Source organism: Sorangium sp. So ce375, assembly GCF_051473855.1.
Lineage (GTDB): Bacteria > Myxococcota_A > Polyangia > Polyangiales > Polyangiaceae > Sorangium.
On sequence record NZ_CP150335.1, the window covers coordinates 670,736 to 684,589 of the forward strand.

Sequence of the window (13,854 nt, forward strand, 5' to 3'; positions counted from 1 at the left end):
GGCAGAGGAAGCGGCACATGAAGGACGAAAAGCGGGTCGTCGAGAGCTTCGAGCAGGCGCTGGCACGCCTCGTTGCGCGGCTACCGCCCGAGCAGCGCCTCGCGGGGCTCGCCCCGGAGCAGGTGCTGCAGGCGTACGCGCCCGAGCAGCGCCTCGCGGGGCTCGCCCCGGAGCACGTGCTGCAGGCGTACGCGCCCGAGCAGCGCCTCGCGGGGCTCGCCCCCGAGCAGCGCCTCGCCGGGCTGACCGAGGCGCAGGCGGTGCTCGCGTTGCCGGACGCGATGCTTCGTGCGTTGTCGGAGGAGTACCTCGCGACGCTGCCCCGCCAAACGCAAGCGGCGATTCAGAAGCGCCTCGAGGTGGCATCGGGGCGGCAGCCCGCGCGCCGACGAAAGACGCGCAGCCCTTCGAGATGACGACGGGAGAACGCAAGCCGCGGTGGTGGTCGCGTGATTCGTTCTTCCTGATCCTGACCGGGCACCGAACAATCCAGTGCGGCTGCAGTGTCGTCGAGAGATGTGGACGGGAGGCGGGGATCGCTGTCCTGTCAGGAGCCGAGGAAGCGGAGACGCTTGCCGCGGCCCTCGTCAAGCAGGCAGCCGTGCCCGCAAAGGCAATCGTCGGCGCCGCGCACGTGGCCATAGCGGCCGTTCATGGCCTCGATTTTCTGCGGCCTGGAACTGCACGCAACTTGCGAATGCTACGATGCGGCCACGCATAGAGTCCGTGTGTAGAGACAGCGGGTTTCGACCGCCCGTCATCTGCACACCAGATGAGCTGCCGCCACAGGAGGACACCGCCTGTTGGTTTGTACGACCACGGATGAACTCTGTGCTGGGGTGGCGCTCTTTGACTTCTGTGGCTCTCGGTTTGGTCGCACGAGTCTGTGCGCTCAGCCCCAGCGGCCGTGAACTGGTACTCGATGCGTTCAACGAGTGCATCCGTCGTGATGTGAGCATTTGAGCTGTCTCGACGCCCCCCGGTCTAAATCCGCATTGCAGAACGACGGTTCGGGCAGGCTCGCTTCGCTCGCCAGCCCGGCCCGTGGCTGAACGCGAGACGTTGGGCAGACGATCGCGCCGAGCGTGGCACAGCAGCGGAGATCGAACGGCTGCGCGTCGGTGCCTTGCGGCGCCGAGCTTGCTTGCCGCGACGGCCCGTCGTAAACCAGGACATGGCCGTTCAAGCCGTTACGGTGAACCTGCCCGAGCCGCTGTACGAACGCCTGGCTCGCCGCGCGCAGAAGACGCAGCGAACCGTCGAGGCCGAGCTCGTCGACGCGGTGACAACATCCCTCCCTGACGAGCCCGACGAGCTGCCGGTCGACATGGCGGACGCCATCGCCGCGCTGCACTTGCTGGGTGATGAAGAGCTATGGCGGGCCGCCAGGCAGGGCCTTGCCCCGGAGAAGGCCGCGGACCTCGAGGCGTTGCACCTCAAGCGCCAGAGCGAGGGGCTCTCCGCTTCGGACGTCGAGGCGCTCGCGACGCTCATGAAGGAGTACACGCGGATCATGCTGGTGCGTTCCCGATCTGCCGCCTTGCTCAAGCAGCGAGGCCATGACGTCTCGGCGCTTCACCAAGGACATGAGCCGTAGCCACGTCGGGAGGGCGCTGCGCGAGCAGGTCGCCAGTGAGGCGCGCCAGCGCTGCGGCTACTGCCTGACCTCGGCGCGCATCATCGGCACGCCGATGGAGATCGAACACATTATACCCGAGTCGCTGGGCGGACCTACTACAAGGGAAACCTCTGGCTCGCATGCTCGATGTGCAACGACCACAAGGGGAATCGAATCGCTGCTCCCGACCCGCACACCGGTGAAGTCGTGCGTCTCTTCGACCCACGACAGCAGGTCTGGCCGGATCATTTCTGCTGGAGCACGGAGGGATCTCTGATCATCGGCAAGACGCCACTGGCCGAGCCACGATCGTTGCGGTTCGCCTGAACCGCGCCGAGCTCGTGGAAGCCAGGCGAGGCTGGGTCATCGCTGGTTGGCATCCGCCGGAGGATTGAACCATGGAGAACCTGGCGCGGCTCGCCGACTTCGTGCGGTGCCTGGCGCGGGGCGCGGATCAACGCCGGGAGGCTGCGCCGGCGCGCCCGGGGCGCATCCCAGCAGGCCGGGGCGCGAACTTAGCAGATCGTGGAGCGCAGCCAACGGGTCGGAGAGCGCGTCCAGCGCCGCCGAGACGGCCGGGAATCGTGCCAGCAGGTCCGAGGAGGCGTACCAGCAGATCCGGGGAGCCGTACCAGCAGGTCCGAGGAGGCGTACCAGCAGATCCGGGGAGCCGTACCAGCAGATCCGAGGAGGCGTACCAGCAGATCCGGGGAGCCGTACCAGCAGATCCGAGGAAGCGCACCAGCAGATCCGGGGAGCCGTACCAGCAGGTCCGAGGAAGCGTACCAGCAGGTTCGGGTAGCCGTACCAGCGGGGGCTGGCACGCGTCCCGGGGTTGCTGGCACGGCGCTGGGAGGAGCTGGCACGGCGCCGGGAGGAGCTGGCACGGCGCCGGGAGGAGCTGGCACGGCGCCGGGAGGTGCTGGCCGCCGACCTGGCCGAGGCGCGCGATAGCCTTCGCCGCGAAATGCGGGCCAGAACTCACCTGCACGAGCACGCCCGCAAGGCGCTTGTCCGCGGCGGCGTCCCAGCCGAGCGGATCGCTCATGCGTTCTCCTTGGACGCCCCCTGTCGTTACTCCGACGTCCTCGCTGCGTGAGCGCGGCCGCCGCCCGGGTGGCGCCGCGAGCACACGGTCTCCCTCGACGTCGCGTCCGCCTCGCGATGGCCGAGAATCCATGTCGCAGGCGAGCGGGGGAGGGCCACCCGTGCGCTGCGCTACTGCGTGATCTCTCGGGGCGGCGCCGCCGCCGACGTTCCGAACGCGTAGGACACGCCCACTTCGGCGCGGAAGGGGACGAGCGGGGGCGGCTCGAGGCCGTGGGTGGAGCGATAGCCCGCGCGCAGCCCGAGCTCGACGCTCGGTCCGATCGACAACCCGAACGCGAGGCTCGCGTCGAGGTAGCCCCCCGTGGGCGCATAAAAGCCGTCGCGGATACCCTCGTAGGTCGCGCGCGCGCGATCGCTCGCCGCGATGTACGTGCTCAGGATCGCCGTGTACTCCACCTCCAGCGCGGTGAACCAGCCGCGCTGGAAATACCCGCCTGCGAGCCCGGGGTGCGCGCCCACGCTCACGAACCGGAACGTCTGGTTGTCGCCCGTCTGCACCGGCAGCCCCAGGCGCCCGGCGAGCCCCCAGCCGCCGTGCTGCAAGAGCGTCGCGCGCGCCGCCGGCTCCAGGCGGAAGGAGTCGAGCGCCGGCACGAGGAAGACCGGCAGCGTCAGCCCGAGCTCCAGGTCGAGGCGGCGCACGAGCCGCTCCACCGGGATCGCCCGCCCGTAGGCGAGCTCCAGAGCGGGCGCGGAGTTCCACCCGAGATTGACGTGCGTCGCGTTCTCTTGCTCCCCTTGATACCCGCTGATGGGCGCGGCCGACGCGACCGCGGAGACCGCCGTCGCGGCGACCGCCGCGGCGAGAGCGACGGCCCTCATCTCGCCCCCTCGTATGCGCCGAGATGGGCGCGCAGGACCTCCATGACACGATCGGGGTGCTTGTTCACCCAGCCGTGGTCCTCGCCTTCGACGCGGACGAGCTCGACGTCGCAAAAAAGAGGGGCGTGGCGGCGCTCTTGTTGCTCGAACCCGATGACGGTGTTGATCGTCGTTCCGATCAGGGTCACCGGCTTGCAGAAGCGATCCAGACCGGAAGAGAAATCGAAGTCCCACGCTCCGTCCGTCTTCGCCGAGCTCTGCAGGTCCCGCATCGCGCGCGCGCCCAAGCGGAAAACCTTGGAGTTGTCGGGGTCGTCCGGGTCTTCGTAATACCCTGGCTGCGACCAGCCCTGTCCCAAGGAGAGGAGGAAGTCTGCGCGCGCGTCTCCGTCGGGGCTCATGGCCCACTCCGACCAACCGAGATCGTTCAGCCCCTCGGCGGTGAGGCCGAACGTGAACAGCTCGGTCTCGTTCGCGATCGCCGCGTTCAGGAAGCCCGGCTCGCTGAGGACGGCCTCTCCAACGCGGTCGGGGTGCCGCTGGATATAGAGGGCCGCGTACATGGCGCCCCACGAATGCCCGAACAGCGTGACCGGCGCGTCGGGGGAGAAGTGCTGGACGATCTCGTGGAGATCCGCCGCGTACGTCTCGGCGGTGAAGTCCGATGAAGGGACGCGCTCCGAGAGGCCGGTGCCTCGCTGATCCCAGTGGACGACGAAGTACCGCTCGGAGAGCGCGCCGAGGCCGAGCATGCCGCGCATGTCGCCGCCGGGGCCGCCGTGCAGCGTGATGAGGGTGGGGTTCTTCGGATCCCCTTGCGTGCGAAGGTGAATGAGGGCGCCGTCGCGGAGGGTGAAGCGAGGTAGCGAGTGGTCCTCCGCGACCGTCCTTGGGACGAGGTTTCCAGGCGCGTCCGGATCCAGGCAGCCCGAGGCGAGCACGAGGCAAGCGAGACAAAAGCGGCGGGCGAAGGAGCGCATGGCCGGAGCGTACGAACCCGGGCCGCCCCCGGCATTGTGCCGCCACGCCAATCGATTGTCCGGCGGCGCCCTCGGCTACGCGCTACGCCATGGAGCGCTCGCGGACCTGGCCCGGCGTGCTCCCCGTCCACCGCCGGAAGGCCTTGTAGAACGCGCTCACATCGGAGAAGCCCACCAGCGAGCCGATCTCCGCGAGCCCGATGGCGGGATCCTCCAGGTAGCGCAGCGCGAGCTCTTCACGGGTCTTCTCGACGAGCGCTCGGAAGGGAAAGCCGTCCTCCGAGAGGCGTCGTTGCAGCGTGCGCGCGCTCAGCCCGAGCCGCTTCGCCACCGTCGCCAGCTTGGGAGCACCGCCGTGCAGCTCGAGGGCGAGCGCGTGCCGCGCGCGCTCCACGAGGCTCGCGTGGGCGGGCGGGAGCTTTTGCACGAGGTGGGCGGCGTGGCGCTCGAGGACGGCACAGAGCTCGGGGGCGGCCCCCTTCATCGGCGTCGCGAGCGCCGCGCGCGGAAGGACGATCGCGTCGCCGGGCGCTCGAAATCGAACCGGGCAAGCGAAGATCCGGGTGTACGCCTCGAGCTCGGCGCAGCGCGGGTGACGGAACTGGATCGAGGAAGGCGACAGCGGCGTGGCGGCGAGCGCGCGGAAGCGAAGGACGATGTTCGCGAAGCCGAACTCGGTCGCGACCCGGTGCGGGGCCGCGCCGGGGACGTGCTCCCGGACGAGCCGGGCCTCCTTGCGATCGACGTGGAGGACATGGCGCACAGCGGTGCTGATGACGGCGAAGTGCCGCGAGAACCTCTGGAAGGCGTCGCCCACCGTGTCGCTCGACGCGACGACGTAGTCCATCACATCCCAGTGGCCGATCGAGAGCGCCTCCGCGGCGCGGAGCCCGACGCCCGGATCGCCGGCGCTCTCGACGACATCGTCCCAGAGCGCGATCCACCGGCGATAGGAGAGCCGGAAGTCGGGGTTGCAGAGATCCTCCGGCGTGAGCCCGTGCGCTCGGGCGAGCGAGCCCCCGTCGATTCCGGCAGTCTCTGCGGCCCCGAGCACGCTCCGCAGCGCCTTCACGCCGACGCTCAGCGTGCGCTCGCCCTCCGCCTTCACGAGCGGGTCGAGCCCCCGACGAGAGCTCACGAGGCGGGGCCTGCGCGACACTCGCGAAAATCGCACGGCCTGCCAGCAACGTCAACCACGCTCGTGGCCGCGGGCGACGGCGACGGGGCGCGGTTCTCAGTGGTAATGCGCCGGCAGAGCCTGCAGCGTGGGGTGGGGCCGGATCGCGTCGCCGTCGCGCTCGATGACGGCGCCCTTGCGGTTGTCCGGGCGGGGCGGCGAAGAGTCCCCATCGGGTGCAGCAAGGCGAACAATGCAAGATTCTATCTGGACGAAATCCTTTGGGCGAGCGGCTGTGGTGCCCGGCCTCTGTCTGCGCTCCACAGACTGCGAGGGGTAGGGCGCCGCTGCCGAGCGCGTGGCGGCCGACGCGGCGGCGCACGACGACGCGAGCTCGTCCCGAAATGTGCCTCTGCCGCGACGGCGATGTCGTTAGGAGCTCGAAGAACCATGCAGCAACTTTGCGGCGACCGAGCCAGTCGTTTATGTCTGGGAGGGGCCTTCCTTAGGTGGCCGGCGCTTGTCGGACGCGTTGAGAGGGCCTTTGCGGCGCACGCCAAGGGCCGGAGTGTCGTCCCCTCGAGGAGATTTACACATGAGGCGCCATGAAGTGATGAACTGGATGGCGGGCTGGATCACCCGGACGGCTGTTCGAACGGCACGCATGGCCATCGCCGCTGCTGTCGTGGCGCTCGCCCTCGCGGGCTGCACGTTCGGCGACGACCCGCAGAGAGCTCAGCCCGTCGTCGGGAACTGGTTCGATCAGAACTGCATCCCCGTGGAGTGCATGTTCGAATGTTGCCAGGGGTGGAACTACACCACGAAGCCGCTCCTCCACGGAAGAAGTTGGTATGGTCCTCAATGCGACGAGGTTCGAACAAAAAATGCTGCCTATTCGGAGTACGTTGTTCTGATGTTGGAGGCCCAGAATTGGTGCGCTGAGGACTTTACCTACTTCGAATCGGGTTACTGTGCGATCGTTGAACCACCCGACGTCATCAAAGAGTTCGGCCCCGATGGACAGCCCGTGTATTCGGGGTTGAGCTTCTTGGTCTGCCCGCCGAGAGGACAGCCAGCGGCGCACCCCACGGAGGACGTGGAGCTCATCCCCGAGGAGTGAGGGGGGTCGTGGTGGTCATGCCTGTGCGCATCCTCGCGATAGCCATCATCGCCGCCTCCGGCTTCGTCCGACCCTCGAAGGTCTTCGCCCACGAGGGCCCCTGCGCGGCCCCCGAGCCCTTCAACGGGTTCTGGGGCGGTGGGCAGGTCCAGGTGAGAGAACGCGTGGCGGGAATTCCGCTCCTCGCCACGACACGCTTTTCGTACAGGCAGATCCGATACTCTCCCTGCGCCGGCGGGATGCCCGTGCTCCCTCCTGGTGTCGGCGACGCGAGCATGAGCGTGGGGGTACCGCTCTTCGACAACCGGCGCGGCGGGTGGCTTCTGCAAATGTCCGCCCGGGGGCAGGCGTCGCAGAGATCGAGCGGACCCGTGAGCGGTGTCGTCACCGGCGCACCCGCCACCGCGGGCCACATCAACCTCTGGGGGACCTCGCTGCCGTTGATCCAGCTCACGGGGGCGGTGTCGGCGGCCATCATGCCGCAGTCCTCAGAGACTCCCCTGTCGATCGCGTACCTCGGCGGTGTGCGGTTCTACGCTCTTCATGACAAGCACGCGCAAGCGAACTTAGGGATCATGGTCGGCGGCAAGAATGCTGTCGTCAACGCCGTTCCCTCGCTCGCGGTCCGGGGCAGCGACCTGGCGATATGGGGTCATAAAGTCGCGATCGGAGTAGAGCTCCGCTCACCCATCGAGTTCTCTGGTGGCCCGATACCCGTTCGGTGGCGGCTCTGGGGCGCACTGACCTTCGTGCTCGACAAACTGGACGATGGGAGGAGCGACCACGCGCGCGACACACAAACGCTTCGGTCTTCCTTCGACCTGGTCCGTTCACCCCTCGAAGCCGCCCCACCCACCCAGACGGCCTGGGAGATGACGTTATGAACATGTCCGTTCATTCGTCCGGTAGCCCGAATCGTTTGCGGCACCTGCGGTGCATTTCTTGCACGTCCCCGATCAAGCTGTTCCTCGTCCTGACTGCGCGGTTGAGTTTTGCTTCGTAAATTCTAATCTTCTCTTCTTGTGTCAGATGGTCTTCGTTTAGATGTTCTGGAAGGTCTGTGAATTCGGCGCATTTGTTGAAGCTGTTCACCATGAGCTCGCCAACTCCTCCCTCGTCTGTACATGATGCGCTGTATGTCAAGACGAACAGGAGGTTTAGGTGATCGCCGATCGCGCCGCAAACGTAGGCATTGGCCAAGGTCTCTCGTACTCTGCATTCTTTCACCTCTTTTTGCAGCGCCTCGACCTTGGCGGCGGCTTTCTCCACCCCGGCGTCGTCCGTTTCTCCCTGAGGAGACGTCGCCGTGGCCGGCGGGATGGCGGTGGCTTTCGCGCGCGCTTTCACTGCGCGCCGGCACGCAGCGAGCTCCCGCTTCACCTCCGCATCCGGGATGGGCGCCGCGATCGTTTCCATGGCCGGAGGTCTTCGCTCCCGCGTCGCCCAGCCGACCACCACGCCACCACCAAAGACGAGGCCGAGCACGGCCACCGCGAAGAGGAGATGAACCATGAGGCCGGCGCTCTCGGGGCGTTTGCTCATGTTCAACCTCCTAAGGATTCGGTGCCTGCTTCATCATCGATGGGAGCTTCGGGGGCGTCTCCGTGCACGTCCAGACGAACTCTTTCAGGCTGCGGAGCAGCTCGTCTTCCGTGAGCGTCTCACGAACCCGGATCGCTTCCGCGACGAGGCTCGACTCTTCCTTCGTGAGGTCGCCCGAGCGAAAATCCGCCGGAATGTCCGAGAGCGCCGCGCAGCTCTCGAAGTTCTGCTCGATGAGATCGGCAGACCTGGACTTCGGCCCGCACATCAACCCATCCTTCGGCAAAGCCATCAGCGCGCTGAACTGACGAGCCGCGGCGCTGCAGACCTCGGCGTTGACCAGGATTTCGCTCTTCCTGCACCGCTTCAGCTCCACCTCGAGCTCTTCGACGGTGGCTGCTCTTTGGGGAGCGTCGTGCCGCCTTTCCCCCGGAGGAGCCTCGGCTGCCGGAGTCGTCGCGCGCGGCTCCGGACGAGCTGCCAGCTGTTCTCGACATGCAGCCAGCTCTTCCCGGTCCATCCGAATCCAGGGATCCGAAGCAGGCTCTGCGCTGTTCTCCTTCGCCGGCGGCCTCCGGTCCAGGAGCGATCTGCCGACGAGCACGCCGGAGCCGAAGGCAGGGACGAGCAAGACCGTCGCTGCCAGGACACGAACGGCGTGCCCCGCTTTCTTGGCGTTCCTTTTCGTCGAAAATCCGCTGTGCGCAGGAGTTTTCGGTTTCAGCACGGAGACGAGGGTACACCCAGGTGCCCGCGGCATCCCGCAGACGTGCGCGGCACGGCCGCGCTCTGTCGCGTCACCGCCGCCCACGACGCCGCGCCAAGATCTTCTCCGCCGCCGTGAGGGGTCGTCCCTCCGGCGCCGCGCCGCCCGCGCTCGTTGCGTGTCCGCCCCCCGGCGACGCGGATTGATGTCCCGCCGCCGACCCAGGTTGAGGCCCCGCCGCCGACCCAGGTTGAGGCCCCGCCGCCAACCCAGGTTGAGGCCCCGCCGCCAACCCAGGTTGAGGCCACGGCGCCGACCCAGGTTGAGGTCCAGGCGCCGCCGACCCAGGTTGAGGTCCCGGCGCCCTTGCCGGCGGCGCTGTCCTCCCTGGCATCGTCCCCGCCTGCGCGCCCTCGCCGCGCTCACCGGCGCCCGGCGCCGGTCCCGCCTGCGCGCCCTCGCGCCGCTCGCGCCCCCGCTCCCGAGCCGACAGCAGCGCCCCCACGGTCGCGCCCGCGCCGGCCGGCTCCGCGGCCGCTCCCCACCGCGCCGCGCGGAGCCGATCTCCCGCCCGCGCGATCCACGCCGCCGCCGCTTCCGGCAGCGCGAGCCGCCGCGCCGCCACCGCGAGCAGCAGCGCGAGCGCGGCGAAGAACACAAGGTTGGGCGTCGCGTCCCGGTACGCGAAGCGCTTGGTGGCCCGGTCCTCGAAGATGCCCGCGAGCGTGTCGCGCCGCTTGCCCCCGGTGAACTCCGCGATCCGCCCGAGCAGCGACAGATCGCTGCCCGTCGGGCGCAGCTCCTCGCCGGCGGTCATCGCCGCCCCCGTGGTCCCGACCGCCTCGCCCGTGAGCTCGTCCCGGGCCACCGCCACGTAAGTCCCCGGTCGCGACAGCGGCAGCTTCGCCATGTACGCCCCCGCGCCCGTCGCCTCGAGCGGGAGCTCCCGCGAGAAGCCGTCGGGCCCCGCGACGTGCACGACAAGCCGGCGGAACGACTGCGCACGCCCGTCGTCGCCGATCACGCTCGCCCGCACCGACAGCTCGCCGCCCGACGCGTCCGCCTCGAGACGCACGCGCGGATCCTCCTCCTTGCGCGCTACGTCGCGCGCGGCCTGCGCGATCATGCGCGACGCGCCGGGCCAGCGCGTCCACCCGGCGCCCCAGCGGCCCTTGAGATCGCTCGTGAACGCGGCGGCCCGGCCGAGCCCCGCCGACCACACAGCGAGCACCGGATCGCCCTCCGGACCGGACAGCAGCACCGTCGACCGGCTCTTGGGGACCGTCACCACGTAGCCCCCGAGCGGCGGCGCCTCGCCGAACGGCACGCCGGCGGTGATCGACGACGGCGCGCCCAGCGCGACGTGGAACGGCTCCTCCACGATCGCGCTCTTCGCCGCGAGGATGGTCTCCTGCGTGAACACCGCGGGCAGCCGCGTGGCGTCCTCCACGAGATAGAAGCGGCCGCCGCCGAGGCGCGACAGCACCTCGAGCTCCGGCACGTCGTTGCCCTGGCCCAGCGCCACGACGCTCGTCGTCGTCCCGCGGCGCATCGCCGCCTCCACCATCGCGCGGCACGGGCCCATGTTCTCCGCGTCCGATCCGTCGGCGAAGAGCAGCACGTGCTTCAGGCTCGAGGTGTCCCGGTCGAGCGCCTTGTAGGCCGCCTCGAGCGTGATGTCGACGTAGATGCCGCCGCCGCCAGGGCCCACGGCGCGGATCGCCTTGTCGATCGCGGCGCCGTCGGTCACCGGCCCGAGCGGCACGCTCCAGCGCACCGCCGTGTCGACGTGCGCGACGCCGAGCCGATCGCCGGCGCCGAGCAGCGAGGCCGAGCGGGCGGCGGCCTCGTTGGCGAGCTCGAGCTTCGTGTGGGCGCCGGCGGTCGCCGCCATCGACCCGGAGATGTCGATGCCGATCACCTCGGCCAGGCTCGCCCGCCGCCGCTCCTGCTTCAGGTCGAACGAGACGGGCGAGACCTCCTCGAGCGGGGTCCGCGCGTAGCCGCCGGGCCCCATGCTCCGATCGCCGCCCATCAGGATGAGCCCGCCGCCGAGGTCGCGGACGTAGCTCGCGAGCGCGTCGATCTGTCCCGGCGTGAGGTCGGACGCGCGGATGTCGCTGAGCACCACCACGTCGTAGCCGGCGAGCTCCCCGAGATCGGCAGGGACGCGGCTCAGGCCGCCCTCGTCCACGCGGAACGCGCCGTCCGCGAGCGCCCGCGCGATGAACGCGCCCTGCCCGGCGTCGCCCTCCAGCACGAGGGCGGCGGCGGCCCCGCGGACGCGCAGGAACGCGCTCGCCGCGTTGTCCTCGGCGGCCTCGTCGAGCTTCGGATCCTTCGCGGTGATCTCGACGTCGTAGCGGTGCAGCCCCGGCCCCGGCGCCTTCTCGCGGATGCGCAGCACGTCTTCCCCCGCGGCGATCGAGGCCTCGGTGCGGGCGATGAGCTCGCCGTCGCGGCGCAGGCGGATCTCGACCTCGGCCGGCGACGGCGACGAGGTGACGAGCCGCAGATCGAGCGCCTCGCCCTCGTCGGCCCGCGCGGGCGCGCGGAGGGCGACCACGCGGACGTCGGGGACGAGCCGCTGCTCCAGCGGGATCACGTCCACCGGGAGGCCGGCGGCGACGGCGGCCGCGGCCGCGGCCATCGCGTCGCCGCGGGTCGCGACGCCGTCGCTGAGCAGCACGACGCGCGCCGCGGAGTCCGGCGGGACCTCGGCGAGCGCGCGCCGGATGCCGGCGGCGAGGTCCGTCCCGTCGCGGCCGAGCGCGACCCGCTGCGGGGCAGGGAGCTGCGAGCGCGGGCGCGGAGGATCCTCGGTCGCCGCGCCCGCGGCGAACGCGATGGTGGCGATCCGATCGTCCTCGCGCATGCCGAGCTCGGCGACGGAGAGCTCCTGCGCGACGCGCCGGTCGGCGCTCGGCACGAGGTCGATCGAGCGGCTGCGATCGATTGCGACCAGGACGGTGAGCCGGTCGAGTGGCCGGCCAAGCTCTGGCCCGGCCACGGCCATAGCCGCGGCGAACGCGGCGAAGGGGGCGAGGAAGTCGCCGAGCCGCGAGCGCCACGCCCCCTGCCTGCGGGCGTGCGCCGAGGCGAGCGCGAGCGACAGGGTGCGGAGCGCGATGAACGACGTGGCGCCCAGCGCGAGCAGCGCGCCCCAGGGCCGCGCGAGCCGGAGATAGAGGTCCGGGAGCAGGCCGCACCAGACAAGGCCCACGTAGAGCGCCGGCAGCGCGCCTGCCGTCATCCAGCCGAGCAGGATCGGGCGGCGGAGCGCGCCGCGCTGGAGGGCGAGGCGCAGCAGCGCCGCGAAGACGAGCGCGCCGGCGAGCGTGGCGGCGTAGGGGAGGGCGCGCAGCGCGGCCGCCGGGATCAGGGAGGCCTCCGTTCGGTCCGCATGCGGGGGAGCCGCAGTAAATCATCTTTACGGGGGCCCGGGGACGCCGCTTCGTCCGGTGTGGCCGAGTGCCCCATCGGCGAAGCCGTGGGGCGTCTCTGTCGGTGTCGAGCGGGTTTCATGCGGCGCTCCGGCTCATCGGAGCACCTTTCCATGTTTGTCAGGGATGGCATGCCGTCTGCTTTACAGCCGTGAAGAGCGGCCATGGGCGCGGCGAGGCCGCGCAGCCGGGCAGGAGAGATCATGTCGCGCATCGAGACCACGGACACCTGGAGCGGCACGGGCGACGGCGCATGGGATCTCGACGAGTGCCTGGGCGAGCCCGAGAGCAGCGTGCACCACCAGGAGGGGGATCTCGTCGCGGGCAAGTACCGATTGGTCCGCAGGCTCGGCGAGGGGGCGATGGGCACGGTCTGGGTCGCGACGCACGTGGCGCTCGGGTCGGAGGTCGCGATCAAGCTGATGCGGCCCGAGCTCCGGTCGCCGGAGCTCGCGGAGTACTTCGTCCGAGAGGCGCGCGCCGCGGGCCGGCTGAACCACGCGGAGGTCGTCCGGGTCTTCGACATCGGCGAGACCGCGGTGGGGGATCCCTACCTGGTGATGGAGCTCATCGAGGGCGAGTCGCTGAGGAGCGCGCTCTCGCGCGAGGGGACCATGACGCCGGAGCGGGCGATCGCGCTGCTCCTGCCGGTCGTGGGCGCGATGCACGCGGTGCACGAGAAGGGGGTCGTCCACCGCGACCTCAAGCCGGACAACGTGATGCTGGTGCGCCTCGGCGGCGGCAGGCTTCAGCCCAAGATCGTCGATTTCGGCGTCGCGAAGCTCGTCTCCGAGCGCGAGGCGAGCCGTGCGTCGGCGGCCTTCGAGGTCTTCGGGACCCCGGATTACATGCCGCCGGAGCAGGTGCTCGCCGTCCCTGACATCGATCGCCGCGCCGACATCTGGTCGCTGTGCGCGATGCTGTACGAGCTCCTGTCGGGCCGGCCTCCGTTCTCGTCACGCAACGCGCTGGACGGCCTGCGGGCGGTGCTGCAGGACGCGGTGCCGTCGCTCGTCGACACGCGCGGCCTCGACGCGGAGCTCTGGGCGATCGTGGAGCGCGGGCTGCGGAAGGAGCCGTCGTCGCGCTGGTCGAGCATGCGCGAGCTCGGCGAGGCGCTCGCCGGGTGGCTAAGGGCGCGGGGCGTCCTGGAGGACGCGCGCGGCGTGTCGCTGCAGGGGGAGTGGCTGCGTTGCGAGGAGACCGGCGCATCCGCGGGCAAGGGCTCGAAGCCGCGTGTGCCCTCGATCGAGGAGCGGAGCCGGCCGAGCCGCCGGTGGTCGTCGCGTCGCCGGGTGCACCGGGTGTACCGGGGCCGGACTCAGGGCGAGCAGACGGCCTGCCCTTGAGGATGAGCGAGCCGCTGAGCGGTCCGGGCCCAGAGGCGGGGTGAGCG

11 protein-coding genes are annotated in these 13,854 nt (G+C 70.2%); 5 read left to right on the top strand and 6 right to left on the bottom strand.

The features are described from left to right. The first annotated feature begins 17 nt into the window (after positions 1 to 17). The gene (locus tag WME90_RS02695) at positions 18 to 416 is read left to right on the top strand and encodes a hypothetical protein (protein WP_437279478.1); all 399 of its coding nucleotides are present in this window, start codon (positions 18 to 20) and stop codon (positions 414 to 416) included. 779 nt (positions 417 to 1,195) lie between these two features. Further along, the gene (locus tag WME90_RS02700) at positions 1,196 to 1,597 is read left to right on the top strand and encodes a hypothetical protein (RefSeq protein ID WP_437279479.1); all 402 of its coding nucleotides are present in this window, start codon (positions 1,196 to 1,198) and stop codon (positions 1,595 to 1,597) included. 1,239 nt (positions 1,598 to 2,836) lie between these two features. Here the strand turns inward: WME90_RS02700 and WME90_RS02705 are convergent. From WME90_RS02705 to WME90_RS02715, 3 genes are all read right to left on the bottom strand, one after another. Continuing rightward, positions 2,837 to 3,550, bottom strand: a complete 714-nt coding sequence (locus WME90_RS02705) for a hypothetical protein (RefSeq protein ID WP_437279480.1) — start codon at positions 3,548 to 3,550, stop codon at positions 2,837 to 2,839. Then, positions 3,547 to 4,530: an alpha/beta fold hydrolase gene (locus tag WME90_RS02710; RefSeq protein ID WP_437279481.1), complete on the bottom strand. Its 984-nt coding sequence runs from the start codon at positions 4,528 to 4,530 to the stop codon at positions 3,547 to 3,549. Before WME90_RS02710 ends, WME90_RS02705 begins: the two co-directional genes overlap by 4 nt. Positions 4,531 to 4,612: 82 nt before the next feature. Then, positions 4,613 to 5,668, bottom strand: coding sequence for an AraC family transcriptional regulator (locus WME90_RS02715; RefSeq protein WP_437279482.1), 1,056 nt, complete (start codon positions 5,666 to 5,668; stop codon positions 4,613 to 4,615). Positions 5,669 to 6,242: 574 nt separating this feature from the next. On the opposite strand from WME90_RS02715, the gene WME90_RS02720 reads away from it, so the two are divergent. Both WME90_RS02720 and WME90_RS02725 read left to right on the top strand, forming a co-directional pair. Next, positions 6,243 to 6,767 (top strand): hypothetical protein, encoded by a 525-nt coding sequence (locus tag WME90_RS02720; protein ID WP_437279483.1) that lies wholly within the window; start codon positions 6,243 to 6,245, stop codon positions 6,765 to 6,767. A 17-nt stretch (positions 6,768 to 6,784) separates the two neighbouring features. Continuing rightward, positions 6,785 to 7,651: a hypothetical protein gene (locus WME90_RS02725; protein ID WP_437279484.1), complete on the top strand. Its 867-nt coding sequence runs from the start codon at positions 6,785 to 6,787 to the stop codon at positions 7,649 to 7,651. A 10-nt stretch (positions 7,652 to 7,661) separates the two neighbouring features. Here WME90_RS02725 and WME90_RS02730 read toward each other — a convergent pair whose 3' ends face one another. From WME90_RS02730 to WME90_RS02740, 3 genes are all read right to left on the bottom strand, one after another. Further along, positions 7,662 to 8,309 (bottom strand): hypothetical protein, encoded by a 648-nt coding sequence (locus WME90_RS02730; protein WP_437279485.1) that lies wholly within the window; start codon positions 8,307 to 8,309, stop codon positions 7,662 to 7,664. Between the two features lie 10 nt (positions 8,310 to 8,319). Further along, positions 8,320 to 8,685, bottom strand: coding sequence for a hypothetical protein (locus WME90_RS02735; protein WP_437279486.1), 366 nt, complete (start codon positions 8,683 to 8,685; stop codon positions 8,320 to 8,322). Positions 8,686 to 9,106: 421 nt separating this feature from the next. Continuing rightward, positions 9,107 to 12,268 (bottom strand): VWA domain-containing protein, encoded by a 3,162-nt coding sequence (locus WME90_RS02740; RefSeq protein ID WP_437279487.1) that lies wholly within the window; start codon positions 12,266 to 12,268, stop codon positions 9,107 to 9,109. Between the two features lie 393 nt (positions 12,269 to 12,661). Here WME90_RS02740 and WME90_RS02745 point away from each other — a divergent pair, with 393 nt between their 5' ends. Continuing rightward, positions 12,662 to 13,807 (top strand): serine/threonine-protein kinase, encoded by a 1,146-nt coding sequence (locus WME90_RS02745; RefSeq protein ID WP_437279488.1) that lies wholly within the window; start codon positions 12,662 to 12,664, stop codon positions 13,805 to 13,807. Positions 13,808 to 13,854: the final 47 nt, after the last annotated feature.

What these genes read in the sequence shown, in the direction of transcription:
- WME90_RS02705 (WP_437279480.1), bottom strand. Translation starts at nt 3,550, where the DNA reads ATGAGGGCCGTCGCTCTCGCCGCGGCGGTCGCCGCGACGGCGGTCTCC.
- WME90_RS02730 (WP_437279485.1), bottom strand. Translation starts at nt 8,309, where the DNA reads ATGAGCAAACGCCCCGAGAGCGCCGGCCTCATGGTTCATCTCCTCTTC.
- WME90_RS02710 (WP_437279481.1), bottom strand. Translation starts at nt 4,530, where the DNA reads ATGCGCTCCTTCGCCCGCCGCTTTTGTCTCGCTTGCCTCGTGCTCGCC.
- WME90_RS02725 (WP_437279484.1), top strand. Translation starts at nt 6,785, where the DNA reads ATGCCTGTGCGCATCCTCGCGATAGCCATCATCGCCGCCTCCGGCTTC.
- WME90_RS02745 (WP_437279488.1), top strand. Translation starts at nt 12,662, where the DNA reads ATGTCGCGCATCGAGACCACGGACACCTGGAGCGGCACGGGCGACGGC.
- WME90_RS02740 (WP_437279487.1), bottom strand. Translation starts at nt 12,268, where the DNA reads ATGACGGCAGGCGCGCTGCCGGCGCTCTACGTGGGCCTTGTCTGGTGC.
- WME90_RS02720 (WP_437279483.1), top strand. Translation starts at nt 6,243, where the DNA reads ATGAGGCGCCATGAAGTGATGAACTGGATGGCGGGCTGGATCACCCGG.
- WME90_RS02695 (WP_437279478.1), top strand. Translation starts at nt 18, where the DNA reads ATGAAGGACGAAAAGCGGGTCGTCGAGAGCTTCGAGCAGGCGCTGGCA.